At 41.6% G+C, this 17,809-nt stretch carries 20 protein-coding genes and 1 tRNA gene; 20 read left to right on the forward strand and 1 reads right to left on the reverse strand.

Annotated elements, in window-relative coordinates:
- The first annotated feature begins 82 nt into the window (after window positions 1–82).
- From QWT69_RS05985 to uvrC, 7 genes are all read left to right on the forward strand, one after another.
- Window positions 83–1,780 carry a long-chain-fatty-acid--CoA ligase gene (locus QWT69_RS05985; protein ID WP_317969941.1) on the forward strand — a complete coding sequence of 566 codons (1,698 nt, stop codon included), beginning with the start codon at window positions 83–85 and terminating at the stop codon, window positions 1,778–1,780.
- An 87-nt stretch (window positions 1,781–1,867) separates the two neighbouring features.
- Window positions 1,868–2,449: a fatty acid metabolism transcriptional regulator FadR gene (fadR, locus tag QWT69_RS05990; RefSeq protein ID WP_317969943.1), complete on the forward strand. Its 582-nt coding sequence runs from the start codon at window positions 1,868–1,870 to the stop codon at window positions 2,447–2,449.
- Window positions 2,450–2,525: 76 nt separating this feature from the next.
- Window positions 2,526–3,299, forward strand: a complete 774-nt coding sequence (locus tag QWT69_RS05995; RefSeq protein ID WP_317969945.1) for an enoyl-CoA hydratase — start codon at window positions 2,526–2,528, stop codon at window positions 3,297–3,299.
- A gap of 22 nt (window positions 3,300–3,321) precedes the next feature.
- Window positions 3,322–4,095, forward strand: a complete 774-nt coding sequence (locus tag QWT69_RS06000; protein ID WP_317969947.1) for an electron transfer flavoprotein subunit beta/FixA family protein — start codon at window positions 3,322–3,324, stop codon at window positions 4,093–4,095.
- 33 nt (window positions 4,096–4,128) lie between these two features.
- On the forward strand, window positions 4,129–5,103 hold the full coding sequence (locus tag QWT69_RS06005) for an electron transfer flavoprotein subunit alpha/FixB family protein (RefSeq protein ID WP_317969949.1): 975 nt from the start codon (window positions 4,129–4,131) through the stop codon (window positions 5,101–5,103).
- Window positions 5,104–5,557: 454 nt separating this feature from the next.
- Window positions 5,558–5,872 carry a thioredoxin gene (gene trxA / locus QWT69_RS06010; RefSeq protein WP_317969951.1) on the forward strand — a complete coding sequence of 105 codons (315 nt, stop codon included), beginning with the start codon at window positions 5,558–5,560 and terminating at the stop codon, window positions 5,870–5,872.
- Window positions 5,873–5,992: 120 nt separating this feature from the next.
- Window positions 5,993–7,738: an excinuclease ABC subunit UvrC gene (uvrC, locus tag QWT69_RS06015; RefSeq protein WP_431312340.1), complete on the forward strand. Its 1,746-nt coding sequence runs from the start codon at window positions 5,993–5,995 to the stop codon at window positions 7,736–7,738.
- Window positions 7,739–7,787: 49 nt separating this feature from the next.
- Here the strand turns inward: uvrC and QWT69_RS06020 are convergent, their stop codons facing one another.
- On the reverse strand, window positions 7,788–8,204 hold the full coding sequence (locus tag QWT69_RS06020) for a DUF2507 domain-containing protein (protein WP_317969955.1): 417 nt from the start codon (window positions 8,202–8,204) through the stop codon (window positions 7,788–7,790).
- A gap of 220 nt (window positions 8,205–8,424) precedes the next feature.
- Here QWT69_RS06020 and QWT69_RS06025 point away from each other — a divergent pair, with 220 nt between their 5' ends.
- The 13 genes from QWT69_RS06025 (at window position 8,425) to QWT69_RS06085 (ending at window position 17,536) form a co-directional block, all read left to right on the forward strand.
- Window positions 8,425–9,033, forward strand: a complete 609-nt coding sequence (locus QWT69_RS06025) for a succinate dehydrogenase cytochrome b558 subunit (RefSeq protein ID WP_317969957.1) — start codon at window positions 8,425–8,427, stop codon at window positions 9,031–9,033.
- A 57-nt stretch (window positions 9,034–9,090) separates the two neighbouring features.
- Window positions 9,091–10,842, forward strand: coding sequence for a succinate dehydrogenase flavoprotein subunit (sdhA, locus tag QWT69_RS06030; protein ID WP_317969959.1), 1,752 nt, complete (start codon window positions 9,091–9,093; stop codon window positions 10,840–10,842).
- Between the two features lie 5 nt (window positions 10,843–10,847).
- Window positions 10,848–11,645, forward strand: a complete 798-nt coding sequence (gene sdhB, locus QWT69_RS06035; RefSeq protein WP_317969961.1) for a succinate dehydrogenase iron-sulfur subunit — start codon at window positions 10,848–10,850, stop codon at window positions 11,643–11,645.
- A 141-nt stretch (window positions 11,646–11,786) separates the two neighbouring features.
- Complete coding sequence (locus QWT69_RS06040; protein ID WP_317969963.1) at window positions 11,787–12,230, forward strand: acyl-CoA thioesterase; 444 nt, start codon at window positions 11,787–11,789, stop codon at window positions 12,228–12,230.
- An 87-nt stretch (window positions 12,231–12,317) separates the two neighbouring features.
- Window positions 12,318–12,530 carry a helix-turn-helix domain-containing protein gene (locus QWT69_RS06045; RefSeq protein WP_317970954.1) on the forward strand — a complete coding sequence of 71 codons (213 nt, stop codon included), beginning with the start codon at window positions 12,318–12,320 and terminating at the stop codon, window positions 12,528–12,530.
- A 219-nt stretch (window positions 12,531–12,749) separates the two neighbouring features.
- Window positions 12,750–13,157 (forward strand): MarR family winged helix-turn-helix transcriptional regulator, encoded by a 408-nt coding sequence (locus QWT69_RS06050; RefSeq protein ID WP_317970956.1) that lies wholly within the window; start codon window positions 12,750–12,752, stop codon window positions 13,155–13,157.
- A gap of 68 nt (window positions 13,158–13,225) precedes the next feature.
- Window positions 13,226–13,960, forward strand: coding sequence for a glutamate racemase (gene murI / locus QWT69_RS06055; protein ID WP_317970958.1), 735 nt, complete (start codon window positions 13,226–13,228; stop codon window positions 13,958–13,960).
- A gap of 94 nt (window positions 13,961–14,054) precedes the next feature.
- Window positions 14,055–14,813: a ribonuclease PH gene (gene rph, locus QWT69_RS06060; RefSeq protein ID WP_317969965.1), complete on the forward strand. Its 759-nt coding sequence runs from the start codon at window positions 14,055–14,057 to the stop codon at window positions 14,811–14,813.
- Window positions 14,810–15,424 (forward strand): XTP/dITP diphosphatase, encoded by a 615-nt coding sequence (locus QWT69_RS06065; protein WP_317969966.1) that lies wholly within the window; start codon window positions 14,810–14,812, stop codon window positions 15,422–15,424. The genes rph and QWT69_RS06065 overlap by 4 nt, the downstream gene beginning before the upstream one ends.
- Complete coding sequence (locus QWT69_RS06070; protein ID WP_317969968.1) at window positions 15,421–15,921, forward strand: metallophosphoesterase; 501 nt, start codon at window positions 15,421–15,423, stop codon at window positions 15,919–15,921. Before QWT69_RS06065 ends, QWT69_RS06070 begins: the two co-directional genes overlap by 4 nt.
- Window positions 15,922–15,993: 72 nt before the next feature.
- Window positions 15,994–16,067 (forward strand) — tRNA-Arg (locus tag QWT69_RS06075).
- 326 nt (window positions 16,068–16,393) lie between these two features.
- Complete coding sequence (locus QWT69_RS06080; protein ID WP_317969970.1) at window positions 16,394–17,143, forward strand: potassium channel family protein; 750 nt, start codon at window positions 16,394–16,396, stop codon at window positions 17,141–17,143.
- Between the two features lie 243 nt (window positions 17,144–17,386).
- A complete protein-coding gene (locus tag QWT69_RS06085; RefSeq protein ID WP_317969972.1) occupies window positions 17,387–17,536 on the forward strand; it encodes a hypothetical protein in 150 nt (49 codons plus the stop codon).
- The last annotated feature ends 273 nt before the right edge of the window (window positions 17,537–17,809 follow it).

Raw genomic sequence — 17,809 nt, forward strand, 5'->3', positions numbered from 1 at the left:
AATTGAAAGCGGATTCATTTATCGATATAATAAGTGAAGAAGGAATTTTCAAAGAATTATAATGATAAAAGGGGGTTTTACAATGAAGGAAAAACCTTGGTTGGATTTATATCCGTCAGAGATTCCAAAAACGATTGAATATGATCGGATTCCACTGCAACAATTTTTGACGAATTCAAGTAAGAAGTTTCCGGGCAAAACTGCGATGCACTTCATGGGCAAAGACATCACGTTTGCTGAGTTCCATGAGTCCGCTTTAAAGTTCGCGAACTATCTTAAATCACTAGGGGTGGAAAAAGGAGACCGTGTAGCGATTATGCTGCCAAACTGTCCACAAAGTGCTATTGCTTACTACGGCATCCTGTACATCGGAGGCATTGTCGTCCAGACAAATCCGTTGTACACGGAAAGAGAATTATCGTATCAGATGTCTGATTCGGGCGCAAAAGTCATCATCTCTCTCGATATTCTTTATAGTAGAATATCAAATGTGTTGAAAGAAACGAAGCTGGAACACGTGATTATTACAGGCATAAAAGATTATTTACCATTCCCAAAGAATCTTGTTTATCCATTCATTCAGAAAAAAGAATATGGTATTATTGTAAAAGTAGAACATAGAGGGATGAACCATCTATTCACGGAAATCATGAAAGTGGCAAAGCCTGATCCGGTTTCTTATGATTTCAACTTTGAAGAAGATATTGCATTGCTGCAATATACAGGTGGTACTACGGGACCTCCTAAAGGCGTCATGTTGACTCATGCTAATTTAATCAGCAATTCGCAGATGTGCAATGCGTGGTTATACAAATGTGAAGCTGGAGAAGAGACAGTTATGGGAATCCTGCCATTTTTCCATGTGTACGGTATGACGACAGTCCTTCTGCTCTCTGTTATGCAAGGCAATAAGATGGTGTTGCTTCCAAAATTCGACTTTGAAACAGCCTTGAAGACAATCGACAAACAAAAACCTACGTTGTTCCCAGGCGCACCTACAATTTATATTGGTTTGCTGAACCATCCGAACCTATCCAAGTATGATTTGTCTTCCATCAAAGCATGTATTAGCGGATCTGCTGCATTACCGGTCGAACTGCAAGAGGAATTCGAGCGTGTTACTGGTGGGAAACTAGTAGAAGGATACGGATTGACAGAAACGTCTCCGGTTGCTATTGCAAACTTCGTGTGGGAAAAGCGACGTGTAAGCGGATCAATCGGTGTTCCTTGGCCAGATACGGATGCACGCATTATTGGACCGGATTCAAGCGAGCCTTTACCAAATGGTGAAGTGGGGGAGATTGCTGTAAGCGGACCTCAAGTGATGAAAGGCTACTGGAACAGACCCGATGACACGCGGGAGACATTCCGTGATGGCTGGCTGTTGACTGGAGATCTTGGATATATGGATGACGCAGGTCATTTCTATGTAGTCGATCGTAAAAAAGATATGATTATTGCGAGCGGTTTCAATATTTATCCACGTGAAATTGAAGAAATTTTATATGAGCATCCAGCGATTCAAGAATGTGTTGTTGCCGGTATTCCCGATCCGTATCGTGGGGAAACGGTTAAAGCGTATATTGTCCTTAAAGAGGGTAAACAAATCTCAGAAGAAGAGTTGGATAAGTATTGCCGTGAACAACTTGCAGCCTACAAAGTACCTCGGAAGTATGAGTTCAGAAAAGAACTTCCAAAAACAGCTGTAGGAAAAATACTTCGTCGTACTCTTGTTGATGAAGAGAAAAAGAAAATGGAACATGAACTGAAAACGTCATAATGTAAAACTTGACGACAACAGGATAAAAGATTATTATGGAAATATGAATGAACAATCATTCATATTTCTTTTTTGGTGGTGAGAATAATGAAACGAGACAAACCTAAGTATAAACAGATTGTGGATGCCGCTGTTATTGTCATTGCTGAAAACGGCTATCACCAGGCGCAAGTATCTAAAATTGCCAAGGAGGCCGGTGTAGCAGACGGTACAATCTATCTTTATTTCAAAAATAAAGAGGATATCCTCATCTCTGTTTTCAGAGAGAAGATGGGCATCTTTGCCGAGAACGTGAAAGAAATCCTCGAAAAGGAGATTCCAGCCACGGAAAAACTCTACAAGATGATTGATAACCATTTCTCACTGCTTTACAATGATCGTCATCTCGCCATCGTCACCCAGTTGGAATTGCGTCAATCCAACAAAGATCTGCGGTCCCAAATCAACGAAGTGCTTAAAGAATACTTAACTTTACTTGATTCGATTTTAAAAGAGGGAATCGATCAAGGTGAATTTGAAAAGGGGATCGACATACGTCTTGCCCGTCAAATGGTCTTCGGCACAATAGATGAAACGATTACTTCTTGGGTAATGAATGATCAGAAGTATGATTTGTTGAAGTTGGCACCAGAAGTCCATCGACTAATTTTAAAAGGTATGATAGGTTGAATGAAATGGACGACTCACTTGTCCATCTTTCAACCACATAGAATTGAACTTGAAGTTCCTGAAAGGATGGGATGAAATGGAGTTCTTGAAGATCACTATTGAGGACAGTATTGCAACCGCTGTCATTAATAGACCACCAGCCAACGCCTTGTCGAGTGGCCTTATCAGGGAAGTTAATGAACTTCTCGATACGGTGGAACATGATGATGACGTCAGAGTAGTCGTGCTTCATGGTGAAGGTAAGTTCTTCTCTGCAGGCGCAGACATTAAAGAATTCACGACTGTGTCGTCAGGAGAAGAGTTTTCCAAACTATCGTCGGCTGGGCAAGAGGTTTTCGAGAGATTGGAAAACTTCAGCAAACCGGTTATCGCAGCTATTCATGGCGCGGCTTTAGGCGGCGGACTTGAGCTAGCGATGGGATGTCACATCCGCTTTGTCACAGAAAAAGCAAAGCTTGGCTTGCCGGAATTGCAGTTGGGGCTCATACCAGGCTTTGCTGGAACGCAACGACTTCCACGCTTAGTAGGTGCTGCCAAAGCTGCAGAAATGCTCTTAACAAGTGATCCTGTTACAGGCGAACAGGCTGTCCGTCTGGGATTAGCAAACCAGGTATTTTCTGATGAGGAACTGTTGCCTAAAACGATGGAAATCGCGAAGAAAATTGCGAAGAAAAGCCCGGTTGCGATGAAAGCAGCTCTTCGCATGCTGCAATATACGAAACATGAATCATTCCGTCAAGGTGTGAAGGCTGAAGCCGATTCGTTCGGAGAGGTCTTTGTTTCTGCAGACGCAAAAGAGGGCATTAGTGCATTTATTGAAAAAAGGGAACCGCATTTCACAGGAAAGTAAATACGCTGAGGAGGTCTGGATTATGAACATTTATGCATTGGTAAAACGGACATTTGACACAGAAGAGAGAATTACAGTTTCTAACGGAAAGATTGTTGAAGATGGAGCAGAGTTCATTATCAACCCATATGACGAATATGCAATTGAAGAAGCAATCCAAGTTCGGGACGCGAATGGCGGCGAAGTGACTGTCGTAACAATTGGCGGAGAAGAGGCGGAAAAGCAACTTCGCACAGCACTTGCTATGGGAGCTGACAAAGCTGTACTCATTAATACGGAAGACGATCTTGATGAGATGGACGAATTTTCCGCTGCGAAAATTATTGCTGAATATTTGAAAGACAAAGATGCTGATCTTATTCTTGCGGGTAACGTTGCAATCGATGGTGGTTCTGGTCAAGTCGGACCGCGTGTCGCAGAACTTTTGGGCATCAACTATGTAACAACAATTACAAACCTGGAAATCGATGGGACATCCGTTAAGATTATTCGTGACGTAGAAGGCGATTCTGAAACAATCGAAACTTCCCTTCCATTGTTAGTGACTGCACAACAAGGATTAAACGAACCACGTTATCCATCATTGCCAGGTATTATGAAAGCGAAGAAAAAGCCGCTTGAAGAACTAGAACTGGATGATCTGGATCTCGATGAAGATGACGTTGAAGCGAAAACAGAAACGATCGAAATCTACATGCCTCCACAAAAAGCTGCAGGGCGTGTACTAGAAGGCGACATTCCTGATCAAGTGAAGGAACTCGTTAACCTTTTGAATAAAGAAGCAAAAGTGCTTTGATGGCAATTTATCATGTAATGGGAGGGACTCTATATGTCTAAAAAAATATTAGTACTTGGTGAAGCTCGTGAAGGAGCATTGCGTAACGTATCATTCGAAGCGGTCGCGGCAGCGAAAACAGTATCAGGCGGTGGAGAAATCGTCGGTGTCCTGTTTGGAGATGCAGTACAATCCTTAGGAGAAGAAATGATCAAATTTGGTGCGGATCGTGTAATCACAGTCGAGCATCCACATTTGAAACACTATACATCTGACGGCTATAGCCAAGCTTTTATGGCTGTATATGAGCAGGAAAAACCCGAAGCGATCGTTTTCGGTCATACTGCATTAGGAAAAGATTTGTCACCAAAAATTGCTAGTAAACTATCAACAGGTTTAGTGTCTGACGTTACAGCAATCGAAGGTGAAGGAGATGACGCAATCTTCATCCGTCCAATCTATTCCGGTAAAGCATTTGAAAAGGTGAAGAACAAGGAAGGACTTTTGTTCATCTCAATTCGTCCGAACAATATTGCTCCACTCGAAAAGGATGAAGGTCGTTCAGGCGATGTATCTTCTATGTCAGTGGACATTACAAACTTGCGCTCTGTCATTAAAGATGTTGTCCGTAAATCTACTGACGGTGTCGATCTGTCTGAGGCTAAAGTCGTTGTTGCAGGTGGACGCGGTGTGAAAAGTGCAGAAGGCTTTGAACCTCTTGAGGAATTAGCGAAACTACTTGGCGGCGCAGTTGGCGCTTCACGTGGAGCTTGTGACGCAGATTACTGTGATTACTCACTGCAAATCGGTCAAACAGGTAAAGTTGTAACACCTGATCTATATATCGCGGCAGGCATCTCCGGCGCAATCCAGCACATGGCAGGAATGTCTAACTCGAAAGTAATTGTAGCAATTAATAAAGATCCTGAAGCAAATATCTTCAAAGTCGCGGATTACGGTATCGTCGGAGATCTATTCGAAGTTATCCCGATGATGATTGAAGAAATCAAAAAAGTGAAATCTAACTAATTTAGTCGATTAAGGTTATTATATTAAGACTGTTGGCAAACTCTTGAGTATAGAGAGTTTGCCAACAGTCTTTTTTTCAATGAAATATATCCTGGAAAGTTGATTTTCGCTGCGAGCGGACGCTTTCCGAGGGGCTTGCTCTCAGCCGCATCCCTCGCTTTGCTCAGTCCAGGGTCTTCGAGCTTCGCTGATCTCTCTGGAGTCGCCGCTCTCCGCTACAATCAAATAAACTCTTTGTTGAATAGATAATTACGGGTAAAGATGAAATTCTTACACGTTGTAATATTAATGAAGACAACATTCATTAGAAAATAGAATCTTAGTTGATTGAAGCGCCGCCCGGAACGGAAATCATCGTACCCATTAGCACACATAAGCAGATGTTTAGCCGGCATCAATGGAGCCGTGCTATAATTTATATATAGTTCGATTTATCAAAAGGAGGCAACACAAAATGGCAATTATTCATGCTACTGACCAAGATTTCAAAGATCAGACAAAAGAAGGACTCGTACTCGTAGACTTCTGGGCAACATGGTGCGGACCTTGTAAAATGATCGCTCCAGTCCTTGAGGAATTAGATGGCGACCTTGCAGGTAAAGCAAAAATCGTTAAAGTTGATGTCGACGAAAACCAATCTACAGCTGGTGAATACGGCATCATGTCAATACCTACACTCGTTCTTTTCAAAGATGGCGAAATCGTAGATAAAGTTGTTGGTTTCCAACCAAAAGAACAACTTGCTGATTTGATCGAAAAGCATTCGTAATGGATTACTTGAAACCGGGAACCTTAATAGGAACCCGGTTTTTTTGGTAGGTGAAGAAAGTTGAAAGAAGTAATCGAACATAAATTATCCTTATTACCGGACTATCCGGGCTGTTATTTGATGAAAGACCGTCAAGGTACAGTCATATACGTAGGAAAAGCAAAAGTGCTCAAAAACAGGGTACGCAGCTATTTTACTGGATCACATGATGCGAAAACGCAACGTCTTGTAGGTGAGATTGAGGATTTTGAATATATCGTAACGGGTTCTGACATAGAAGCACTAATTCTTGAATTAAATCTCATTAAGCAATACGATCCAAAATTCAATATCATGCTTAAGGATGATAAAACATATCCGTATTTAAAACTGACTGCTGAACGTCATCCGAAACTAATTGTTACGCGCCAACTGAAAAAAGATAAAGGTAAGTATTTCGGACCTTATCCGAATGCTACGGCAGCGCATGAGACGAAAAAGTTGCTTGACAGGCTCTATCCTTACCGGAAATGCTATAAAATGCCTGATCGTGTCTGCCTTTATTATCATCTTGGCCAGTGTCTTGCCCCTTGTGTAAATGAAGTGAAAACGGAAACGTACAAAGAAATGATCGATGATATTAGCCGTTTCCTCAATGGCGGCTATAAACATATGAAAAAAGAATTGACTGAAAAGATGTCGGTTGCTGCAGAAAATCTCGAATTTGAACGGGCGAAAGAATACCGCGATCAGATTTCAAACATTGAAGCCGTCATGGAAAAACAGACGATGATGATGAATGATTTCACGGATCGTGATGTATTTGGTTATGCAGTTGAAAAGGGTTGGATGTGTGTCCAAGTCTTTTTTGTCCGTCAAGGAAAGCTGATTGAAAGAGATGTTTCTATCTTCCCCTTATACCAGGATCCCGAAGAAGAAATGCTCACATTTATTGGACAATTTTATGGCAAGACAGGTCATTTGTTACCAAAAGAAGTGTTACTGCCTGAAGGTATTAATCAACAGATCGTACAGGAACTATTGAAAGTACATGTCTATATCCCTCAACGAGGTAAAAAGAAAGATTTGCTGAAGCTGTCGATGAAAAACGCCGAGATTTCTTTAAGTCAGAAATTCCAATTGATTGAACGCCAAGAGCAACGTACAATTGGTGCATGTGAAGACTTGGGTGAAGCGATGAACATTTCAACGCCCCTACGTATCGAAGCGTTTGATAACTCCCATACGGGTGGGGTGGATCCAGTTTCTGCAATGGTATCATTCATTGACGGAAAGCCAAACCGCAAAGATTACCGGAAATACAAAACAAAAACGGCAGCCGCTCATGATGATTATGGAGCAATGCGTGAAGTCATTAGACGAAGATATACAAGAGTGTTAAAAGACGATTTACCACTGCCTGATCTCATTATTATTGATGGTGGAAAAGGGCAGATGGAAATAGCACGTGACGTGATTGAGGACGAACTGGGGTTATCCATACCCATTGCGGGCCTCGCTAAAGATGAAAAACACCAGACAGCCCAGCTGCTTTACGGTAATCCGATTGAAGTTGTTCCTTTGAAACGCACGAGTGAAGCGTTCTATTTATTGCAACGCATACAGGATGAAGTGCACAGGTTCGTCATAACGTTTCATAGACAGCGACGAGATACTAATTCATTGACGTCAGTTTTAGACGAGTTGCCGGGTATTGGACCGAAACGGAAGAAACAGTTATTAAAGCATTTCGGTTCCATGAAGAAGATAAAAGAGGCCAATACGGAGCAGTTGATTGAAGCTGGTATGCCAGCAAAGGTCGCAGAATCAGTCATGAGTTATTTTAACGAAGAAATAATAGCGGAAGAAATTCAGGACGATCAATGAAAAAAGGACTACAACAGAAATCGTTGTAGTCCGAAGCTTTTCAAGTAAGTTACATTTTTGTTTTTGAATCCCATTTGACAATGAAACGAATTTGTTTGTCTTTCAGCATTTTTTCACCGTAGCATTCAGTGAGGAAGCCATTCAGTTTTTGGAACTGTTCAGCGATGAAACCAGCTTCGAGCTGATAGGATCTATTTTCAATTAAAGTAGTATCCTCTTCGTGGAGAGTCAACCAAACTTCATCTTTCGGCGTGCGTGTATCTGAAAAGGATAGCGGACCCCAACCGGCTTCTTGAAAAAAGTCCGGGATTTCATCGGATGAAAAAACAGGGAACTTCCTGGCAACGCTTTTTCCTGCCCAATATAGAATCTCGTCTTGATGTTTTCCAAGAATAGAAGGTAACACATGGTCTTTCAATATTTCATAGCCAAGTCGGGTAGGGTGAATGTCAATTTCTTTAGTCAACGAGTATGCAGTCCTTTCGGAGGAAAAATCAGATTGTTTCGGGTACTTTTCAAGACGGACAAGAAAAGTTCACATCTCCTTGACCTCCTCAAAAGTGAGGAGTACAATGAACATGTTATCTTATTGTACCATGAAGGGGCATACCGTCAACGTTATCATGAGTAGTACGAATGATGTGATTTGACCGGTATATCTCACTTAATAAGGGAGGGTAAAAGACTTGTCGAGAGAATCAGATTTTTACTTGCGCCGACTGCACTCATTGCTCGGAGTTATTCCGGTTGGGTTATTTGTCGCTCAACACTTGGTAATAAACCATTTTGCAACTCGCGGTGAAGAAGCATTCAATAACGCATCCAACTTTATGGGGAACTTGCCGTTCGTGCTGTTCCTGGAATGGTTCATCATTTATATTCCACTAATGTTCCATGCGTTCTATGGTGTGTACATAGCTTTCACTGCGAAAAACAACGTTCAGCGATATGGTACGTTCCGTAACTGGATGTTCATGCTGCAACGTATTACAGGTGTGATCCTTGTCGTCTTCATCGCTTGGCACATTTGGGAAACTAGAATCCAAAAAGCATTGGGCGCTGAAGTGAATTACGACATGATGGCTGAAATATTATCTAGTCCATTCATGCTTGTGTTCTACATCGTCGGTGTTCTTGCTGCGACATTCCACTTGGCAAACGGCCTATGGTCATTTGCTGTAACATGGGGAATCGCTCAATCTCCGCATTCACAAAAAATCGTGTCATACATTACAATTGTTGTATTCTTAGTGCTTTCTGTTATCGGCGTTCAAGCACTGCTTGCGTTCGTGTAAGACAAGCTTCGTAAGTCAGCGGTATAAGAACATGTAAAATTTGAGGAGTGAAATATAATGGCAAAAGGCAGATTGATTGTCGTAGGCGGCGGACTTGCTGGCTTGATGGCAACCATCAAAGCTGCGGAAGATGGGGTCGCAGTTGACCTATTCTCGCTCGTTCCGGTTAAACGCTCCCACTCCGTTTGTGCCCAAGGTGGCATTAACGGTGCAGTGAATACGAAAGGTGAAGGCGATTCACCAGCCATCCACCTTGATGACACTGTATATGGAGGAGACTTCCTGGCGAACCAGCCACCTGTTAAAATGATGACAGATGCTGCACCAGGAATCATCAGTTTACTGGACCGTATGGGTGTTACTTTCAACCGTACACCTGAAGGCCTTCTTGACTTCCGCCGTTTTGGTGGTACGTTGCATCACCGTACGGCTTACGCCGGCGCAACAACTGGTCAACAGCTTCTGTATGCATTAGATGAGCAGGTTAGACGTCACGAAGTGGCAGGACTTGTTCAAAAATATGAACACTGGGAATTCCTAGGTATCATTATGGATGACGAAGGTATTTGCCGCGGTATCAAAGCACAGAACATGAAATCGATGGAAATCAAAGCATTCCCGGGCGACGCAGTCATCATGGCTACAGGTGGTCCAGGAATCATCTTTGGTAAATCAACGAACTCTGTTATTAATACAGGTTCAGCGGCATCAATCGTTTATCAGCAAGGTGCGAAATATGCGAATGGCGAATTCATCCAAATCCATCCGACTGCGATTCCTGGAGACGATAAGCTTCGTCTCATGAGTGAATCTGCTCGTGGTGAAGGCGGACGGATCTGGACATATAAAGACGGTAAGCCTTGGTATTTCCTTGAAGAGAAATACCCGGCATACGGTAACCTAGTCCCTCGTGACGTTGCAACCCGTGAAATCTTTGATGTCTGTGTGAATCAAAAATTAGGCATCAACGGCGAGAATATGGTTTATTTGGATCTGTCACATAAAGATCCACACGAGCTTGACATCAAACTTGGTGGAATCATCGAAATTTACGAGAAATTCACTGGGGACGACCCACGTAAATTACCAATGAAGATCTTCCCGGCTGTCCATTATTCAATGGGTGGACTTTGGGTTGACTATAATCAGCACACAAGTATCCCAGGTCTATTTGCTGCGGGAGAATGTGATTATTCCCAACATGGTGCGAACCGTCTTGGAGCGAACTCACTTCTATCAGCAATCTACGGCGGTATGCTTGCAGGACCGGAAGCGGTTAAGTACATGCGCGGCGTAAAACGTACAGCAGATGAACTTCCTTCTTCACTATTCGATGCAGCCATCAAAGAAGAGCAAGAGAAATGGGATGCTACATTGAAAATGGACGGAACGGAAAATGCGTACATGCTCCATAGAGAACTTGGAGAAATCATGACAGAGAACGTGACGGTTGTTCGTTATAATGATCGTCTTCAGAAGACGGACGACAAAATCGTTGAACTTCTTGAGCGTTATGAAAATATTAATATCACCGATACACAACAGTGGTCTAACCAAGGTGCCACGTTCACACGTCAATTGAAAAACATGCTTTATCTGGCACGGGTTATCACTTTGGGTGCTCTTAACCGTAATGAAAGCCGTGGTGCACATTACAAGCCTGACTTCCCGGAACGTGATGACGAAAACTTCTTGAAAACGACTATTGCAGAATTTGATGGTAAATCTGCACCGATCCTTTCTTATGAAGAAGTGGATGTATCTTTGATTCCGCCACGTAAACGTGACTATTCTGCGAAAGGAGATTGACACAAATGACTCAGCAAACAGCTGTCCAAGAACAGCAAGTTGCAAGTAAAACAGTTAAATTTGAAATTCAACGACAAGACACGCCTGAATCAAAACCATATTTTGAAAGCTTCGAAATTCCATACCGTCCGAATATGAACGTCATTTCCGCTTTGATGGAAATCCGTCGTAATCCGGTAAATGCAAATGGCGAAAAAACAACACCTGTCAACTGGGATATGAACTGTCTTGAAGAAGTGTGTGGAGCTTGCTCAATGGTCATCAATGGTCGTCCACGCCAATCGTGTACGGCATTGGTCGATCAGTTGACACAACCAATCAAACTTGAGCCTATGCGCACATTCCCTGTCGTACGTGACTTAGTAGTTGACCGTGAGTTCATGTTCGATTCCTTGAAACGAATCAAAGCATGGATTCCGATTGATGGAACGTATGACTTAGGTGAAGGACCTCGTATGCCTGAGCGTAAACGTCAGTGGACATATGAACTGTCTAAATGTATGACTTGCGGTGTTTGTCTTGAAGCTTGTCCGAATGTGAACGACAAAACAAACTTTATCGGTCCTGCATTGTTATCACAAGTTCGTCTATTCAATGCGCATCCAACAGGTGCGATGAACAAAGATGAGCGTCTAGCAACCTTAATGGCTGACGGCGGACTAGGCGAATGCGGTAATTCGCAAAACTGTGTTGTCGCTTGCCCGAAAGGCATTCCTTTGACAACATCAATTGCTGCACTTAACCGTGACACGACAGTTCAAATGTTTAAAAACTTCTTCGGAAGTGACCATATGGTCGACTGATTTCATTATCAGTGAAAGCCCTGCTCACAAGTCAAATTGTGTAGCGGGGCTTTTTTGTATGATTTGTGAGATGAACATTTAGCAAATCTTTGCTATAATAAAAGAATGAATGTTCATTCATTTTGAAAAGGGGCGTGTGAAATGAGAATTTCGTATATTGAAGACATGGAACAATGGATGGAAGACTTTACTTTTTCAGTACCGGTGTCAGTTCGTTTTTCTGAAACGGATATGTATGGGCATCTGAACAATACGGTTCCATTTACGTATTTTGAATATGCACGCATCGAGTATTTGAAAACCGCTGGTCATATGGTTGACTGGTTAAATCCGAAAGGTACGACCATACCAGTCGTTGCAGATCTGCAATGCGATTATATGAAACAAGTATTTTTCGATGAAAAACTATCAATTTTCGTAAAAGCCGCCAAAATTGGCAATAGTTCTGTCGATATCCATTACATGGCGAAAAATTCAAAAGATGAACTTGTCTTTACCGGAAGGGGATCAATCGTCCAGATTAACCGGAAGACCGGAAAAGCGGTTCCTTGGAAAGAAGAAGAAAAAACAGGATTTTCTCTGTAAAACATTGAGCGAGCCGGCACAGCCTACACCTTTTTCACATATTGTAAAGTGAACGTGGATAGGAGGGGGCGCGTCTTGACTGGAGAAATGAAAAACCGTTCTTTACTAACGGCAAGAGAGCGGGAAATATTCGATCTTTTAGTGAATGACCATACGACGAAGGAAATCGCAGGGCGGCTCGGCATTAGCGAAAAAACCGTCCGGAATCATATTTCGAATACTATTCAGAAATTAGGAGTTTCCGGAAGGGCACAAGCAATTGTCGAATTACTGCGATTAGGAGAACTGGAATTGAATTAGGCTTCATCATCACGAATATGTATGACCAATCCGTTACCTGCGCAAATCGATAGGAGAAAAACCCCCTGGAAACAATATATACTTATTTAACACTTAAAATTAGTTGCGTTATGTGCCAAAAAGGGTGACAATAAGTAGACAGTATTCGTTTTCAGGGAGCTGGTAATTGTGACGGAATACAATGGGAATAATCTGGATGGTGCTGAAAACATCGCTCAGATGGAAAAAGAACTTCGATATATATCTGGGATTATTAAACAACAAGGTCGCAAACTCTTAGGTAATTATTCAATCACGCCTCCGCAATTCGTTGCGCTACAATGGTTATTTGAGCATGGCGATATGACTATTGGTGATTTATCCAATAAAATGTATTTGGCGTTCAGTACGACGACAGATCTGGTCGATCGCATGGAAAACAATCAGCTGGTTAAGAGAGTGCGTGACGAACACGATCGTCGTGTCGTCCGTATCCATTTACTAGAAGAGGGCGGTAGGATTATTGAGGAAGTGATCAATAAACGTCGTAAATACTTGAATTCTGTCCTTGTCGATTTTTCTGAGAGTGAAATTACAGAATTCTCGCGTTTGTTGACGAAATTGCACGAAGAGATGATCAAAGAGTGAACACCTCAAAAAATTCACCAATCGGAGTGATCGATTCCGGAGTAGGCGGACTAACAGTTGTAAAGGAAATGCTTTCACTATTGCCTGCTGAAAAAATCATCTATATTGGGGACGATGCGAGATGTCCATACGGGCCTCGATCAGTCGAAGAAGTGAGAGCCTTTACAATGGAAATGGCTCATGCTTTAAGTGCAAAGGGTATTAAGATGTTGGTCGTTGCTTGCAATACCGCAACAGCTGTAGCACTGGATGACTTGCGTGGTTTGTTTCCATTTCCAGTAATTGGGGTTATTGACCCTGGTGCTAGAGCTGCATTGCGTGTTTCAGCGACGGGTAAGATTGCGGTTTTAGGTACGGTAGGTACGATTAAAAGTTGTGCGTATGACAATGCGATTTCTGCATTATCGCCTGATGCACGTATTATTTCTTTAGCGTGCCCTCATTTTGTACCGCTAGTCGAGAGTGGACAATATAAGAGTTTGGATATTAGTCCAATCATACAATCTTCATTGGAGCCCATCGTGCATTTGGAATTTGATACCGCTATTCTTGGCTGTACGCATTATCCACTATTACATGACGCCATCCAGCAGCAACTGCCTGCTAACGTGAATATCGTCTCATCTGCAAATGAGACTGTACTGGACGTCCTACTGACGCTGAGGAAGCTTGCACTTCTAAACGATTCTGAAGTGAAGGAAGCTCCATTGTTCTATACGACAGGAAAGTTGGACGTATTCAGTTCGATAGCAAAAGATTGGCTTGAAATCGATTTTCCCGATGTCCAATATATCGTTTTATGAAACCCGGATCTTTTCTAAGGCATCCGGGTTTTTGCTATGATTAAATTGTGTGTGATAAGATAGAGCGGCATTCAAAAAGTGGAGGTTTTTAATTATGAGACATGATGGCAGAACTGAAAATACAGGAAGACCTGTATCAATAGAAACAGACTATTTAATACATCCGGAAGGATCCGTACTTATATCAGTTGGAAATACAAAAGTAATTTGTACTGCCACTATAGAAGAACGAGTACCTCCATTTTTACGTGGGAGTGGACAAGGGTGGGTCACGGCTGAATATTCCATGTTGCCCCGTGCAACAGGACAACGGACACAGCGGGAATCTTCTAAGGGGAAAGTCGGCGGCAGGACAATGGAAATCCAACGTTTGATTGGACGTGCTCTGCGTGCAGTTATGGATCTTGGAGCGCTAGGTGAACGAACTGTATGGATTGACTGTGACGTCATCCAGGCAGACGGTGGAACGCGTACAGCGTCCATTACCGGTGCATTCGTCGCAATGTGTATGGCTGTTTCTAAATTGACAGCAGAAAAGAGCCTGAAGAATTTCCCGGTTAAAGATTATTTAGCAGCGATTAGTGTAGGGAAGACTCCAGAAGGAGTTCTTTTGTTAGATTTGGATTATCCTGAAGACTCCAGTGCTGCGGTAGATATGAATGTGGTCATGACAGGTGCAGGTGAATTTGTTGAATTACAAGGTACTGGAGAAGAGGCGACATTCACAAGACAGGAAATGAATGATCTTGTCGAATTGGCTGAACTCGGTATTCATCGCTTAATCGAGATTCAAAAGAATGTTTTAGGACCTATCACCGCACAAATCGACGTTAAGGAAGGCGATTTAAGATGAAGCAAGTTTTGATTGCAACAAACAATAAAGGGAAAGCGAAAGATTTTGAAGCGCTTTTCAATCCTCTTGGTGTAACTGTCATGACATTGAATGACTTGGAAGAAACAATAGATGTAGAAGAAACGGGCACTACATTTGAGGAGAATGCCATTTTAAAGGCAGAAGAAGTTTCGAAGCTTTTGGGCGTTATCGTTATCGCTGACGATAGTGGCTTAGAAGTCGATGCATTAGATGGAGCTCCTGGCGTCTATTCCGCTCGTTATGCGGGCTTAGAGAAAAATGATGATGCTAATATCGATAAAGTGCTTGAAGGGCTTACAGGCGTTTCTGATGAGGAACGTACTGCGCGATTCCGATGTGTGCTTGCTGTTGCAGGGCCGGAAATGGAGACAGTGACTTTCTCTGGGAGCTGTGAAGGATCAATACTTCATGATAGAAGAGGAACGAACGGCTTCGGATACGACCCTATTTTTTACACACCTATTAAGGAACGTGCCATGGCCGAATTGTCCGCTATTGAAAAGGGAGAAATTTCGCATCGTGGCGCTGCTTTAGCTCAATTGAAGGAGCACCTTCCCAAACTGATGGAATCATTTGGTGCTAGTAGATGAAAATTATAGTTATGAGTGATTCGCATGGTGACAAGGAAACGGTGAGGACCGTTTCTGCGTTACATGCGGATGCCATTTTCCATTGTGGCGACAGCGAACTGACTGTCGAGGATCCAGTTTTGCAAGGTATGCATATTGTAAGAGGGAATTGCGATAGCGATCTGCGCTTTCCAAGCTCATTTGTCATTGAAGTCGGTGAAAAACGCGTGTTCGTTGTCCATGGCCACGAACATGATTGCAAAAGGACATTATTGCCATTGTATTATGCAGCACAGGAGGAACAAGCAGACATTGTTCTGTTTGGTCATTCACATCTATATGGAACAGAGATGAAAGAAGGAATCTTATTTTTGAATCCTGGCAGCACATTATTGCCGCGTGGAGGAAATGAAGCAACATTTGCAGTGATAGAATGGGATGAAACGATCCGGATTTCATTCAAAAATCTTGCGCTTGAAACAATTAACGAAGTGGAAATAAAAAACTTTTTAAATTAGCATTGACTTATTTTTGAACCATGCCTATAATAAGATTTGTCGTTTGCGATAACTAAATTGCAAATCGCACATGTCTCAGTAGCTCAGCTGGATAGAGCAATGCCCTTCTAAGGCATCGGTCGGGGGTTCGAATCCCTCCTGGGACGTACATAAAAGCGGTATGAACCGTGGTATATTAGCCTTCTAACGAAGTTGAAGCATCGGTCTATGAGCGGTCACACTACGCTTAATGGTTTTCCGACTTCTACTCTACGTTAGGAGGTTTTTTTATTGCGTAACTTCAATTCAGATTTAATATATAAATTTTGCATAAAGACTATGTCCCTAACTCGACCTCATCAAACCGTATAACAGATTTATAAATAGAGAAGGTGTTGGAATACGTCATTAGATAAATTGCTGAATCTCTATTTTCTTCTCTATTCAGTTCTTTGTGAAATCGTTATAATTTGGTGTATTGGAGTTTGTTTTTATGAAAAAAATCTATATTACATATGAGATAATTATGTTTATTCTTGTTCTCATATCACTGTTTTTCGCTTTTTCTACTAATGAACAGTTATTTCTCTACGATCGTATCATTTGGATTGTATTTGTTGCTGATTATGTAGTTCGTTTGATTAGTTCTAAGAAAAAGTGGGAGTATATCAAGAAGCATCCATTTGAGCTTGTTGCTATTATTCCGTTTGATTCTATATTTAGAGTAGCGAGGTTTGTTCGGATTTTTAAGGTGGTTCGACTGCTTGGAATTGGATCACGATTTTTTAAACCTGTTTATAGTCTCTTGAAAACAAATGGACTAGATAAACTGCTTATGACAGCTCTTGTTCTATTATTTATCATTCCTATCCCAATTGTCTTAGTTGAACCATCCATTACTACTTTTCCTGATGCATTATGGTGGGCAGTCGTTACTACGACCACCGTCGGTTATGGAGATATTTCTCCATCCACACCAATTGGCCGTGTATTGGCTGTCGTATTAATGTTGGTCGGGATTGGCATTATAGGTACATTCACTTCAGCTATAACGAGTTACTTTAGTGGTAACGCAAAAGTGACGCACGACAAACAAATACTAAACGTAATTCAATCGATTGAAGAGATTGAGAATCTAACTAAAGAAGATATAGACCTGATTCAATTGTATTTGAAAAGGAAAGACTTAACAGAGGGGCGAATCGAAACAAGCGCATCTTCCACACCAAAAGCTATACAATAAATGACTACCTAGTTTACTGAAATCCATTCATAAGGATGGAACGGTTATAAACGCCTGGAAGCTAAGTAAATATGAGATACGGATTTAGTGCCTTTGGAATTTACGTGAATTTTACTCGGACTTGCTGATATTTGCAAGATAAGGTTGTATACTAGTAAAAGTAAAAAGGTTTGCTTCAGTAAATAAGATATCGTGTATTTGTTGAATAAATTTCCTTATTAACAAGTAAAGTAGGTGAACAATATGGGGAAATATCAATTAGATAATAAAGGTAAAATGGCTGTGACGAAATTTCATGAGAAAAAAAAGCCTGCGCAATTTGATAAAAAGCAGCAACTTGAAAAAATACGTGCAGCGTATTTGAAAAAGAAGCAAGAAAAAACAGATGAATAATGGAAATGAAGAAATAGGAAGACTAATCCCTTCTTCGGATTTTTAGTCCACTATTAACAAAAACATCCTATCATTTTAAAAGATAAACTGAATATCGTTCTGTCAAAATCAGCTTCTCAAATTTTATTTGAGAGGTTTTTTTGCTGTTTTAAAGGGTAACAATAGAAGTGTAATCGAATGTAAAGCCTGTAAATTAAGCTTTTAAATGCAGATTTAACAACACTTTAAAATTAATTTAAGCTAAACTGAATATAGCCATTGAATTGTACCACT

Source organism: Sporosarcina oncorhynchi, assembly GCF_033304615.1.
Classification (GTDB): Bacteria; Bacillota; Bacilli; order Bacillales_A; family Planococcaceae; genus Sporosarcina; species Sporosarcina oncorhynchi.

Excerpts from the sequence above, each read along its gene's own strand:
- murI (WP_317970958.1), top strand. The coding sequence starts at position 13,226 with ATGCTTTCACTATTGCCTGCTGAAAAAATCATCTATATTGGGGACGAT.
- QWT69_RS06045 (WP_317970954.1), top strand. The coding sequence starts at position 12,318 with ATGAAAAACCGTTCTTTACTAACGGCAAGAGAGCGGGAAATATTCGAT.
- QWT69_RS06080 (WP_317969970.1), top strand. The coding sequence starts at position 16,394 with ATGAAAAAAATCTATATTACATATGAGATAATTATGTTTATTCTTGTT.
- rph (WP_317969965.1), top strand. The coding sequence starts at position 14,055 with ATGAGACATGATGGCAGAACTGAAAATACAGGAAGACCTGTATCAATA.
- QWT69_RS06040 (WP_317969963.1), top strand. The coding sequence starts at position 11,787 with ATGAGAATTTCGTATATTGAAGACATGGAACAATGGATGGAAGACTTT.
- uvrC (WP_431312340.1), top strand. The coding sequence starts at position 5,993 with ATGAAAGACCGTCAAGGTACAGTCATATACGTAGGAAAAGCAAAAGTG.
- QWT69_RS06065 (WP_317969966.1), top strand. The coding sequence starts at position 14,810 with ATGAAGCAAGTTTTGATTGCAACAAACAATAAAGGGAAAGCGAAAGAT.
- sdhA (WP_317969959.1), top strand. The coding sequence starts at position 9,091 with ATGGCAAAAGGCAGATTGATTGTCGTAGGCGGCGGACTTGCTGGCTTG.
- QWT69_RS06085 (WP_317969972.1), top strand. The coding sequence starts at position 17,387 with ATGGGGAAATATCAATTAGATAATAAAGGTAAAATGGCTGTGACGAAA.
- QWT69_RS05995 (WP_317969945.1), top strand. The coding sequence starts at position 2,526 with ATGGAGTTCTTGAAGATCACTATTGAGGACAGTATTGCAACCGCTGTC.
- QWT69_RS06005 (WP_317969949.1), top strand. The coding sequence starts at position 4,129 with ATGTCTAAAAAAATATTAGTACTTGGTGAAGCTCGTGAAGGAGCATTG.
- QWT69_RS06070 (WP_317969968.1), top strand. The coding sequence starts at position 15,421 with ATGAAAATTATAGTTATGAGTGATTCGCATGGTGACAAGGAAACGGTG.
- fadR (WP_317969943.1), top strand. The coding sequence starts at position 1,868 with ATGAAACGAGACAAACCTAAGTATAAACAGATTGTGGATGCCGCTGTT.
- QWT69_RS06000 (WP_317969947.1), top strand. The coding sequence starts at position 3,322 with ATGAACATTTATGCATTGGTAAAACGGACATTTGACACAGAAGAGAGA.
- QWT69_RS05985 (WP_317969941.1), top strand. The coding sequence starts at position 83 with ATGAAGGAAAAACCTTGGTTGGATTTATATCCGTCAGAGATTCCAAAA.
- trxA (WP_317969951.1), top strand. The coding sequence starts at position 5,558 with ATGGCAATTATTCATGCTACTGACCAAGATTTCAAAGATCAGACAAAA.
- sdhB (WP_317969961.1), top strand. The coding sequence starts at position 10,848 with ATGACTCAGCAAACAGCTGTCCAAGAACAGCAAGTTGCAAGTAAAACA.
- QWT69_RS06050 (WP_317970956.1), top strand. The coding sequence starts at position 12,750 with ATGGAAAAAGAACTTCGATATATATCTGGGATTATTAAACAACAAGGT.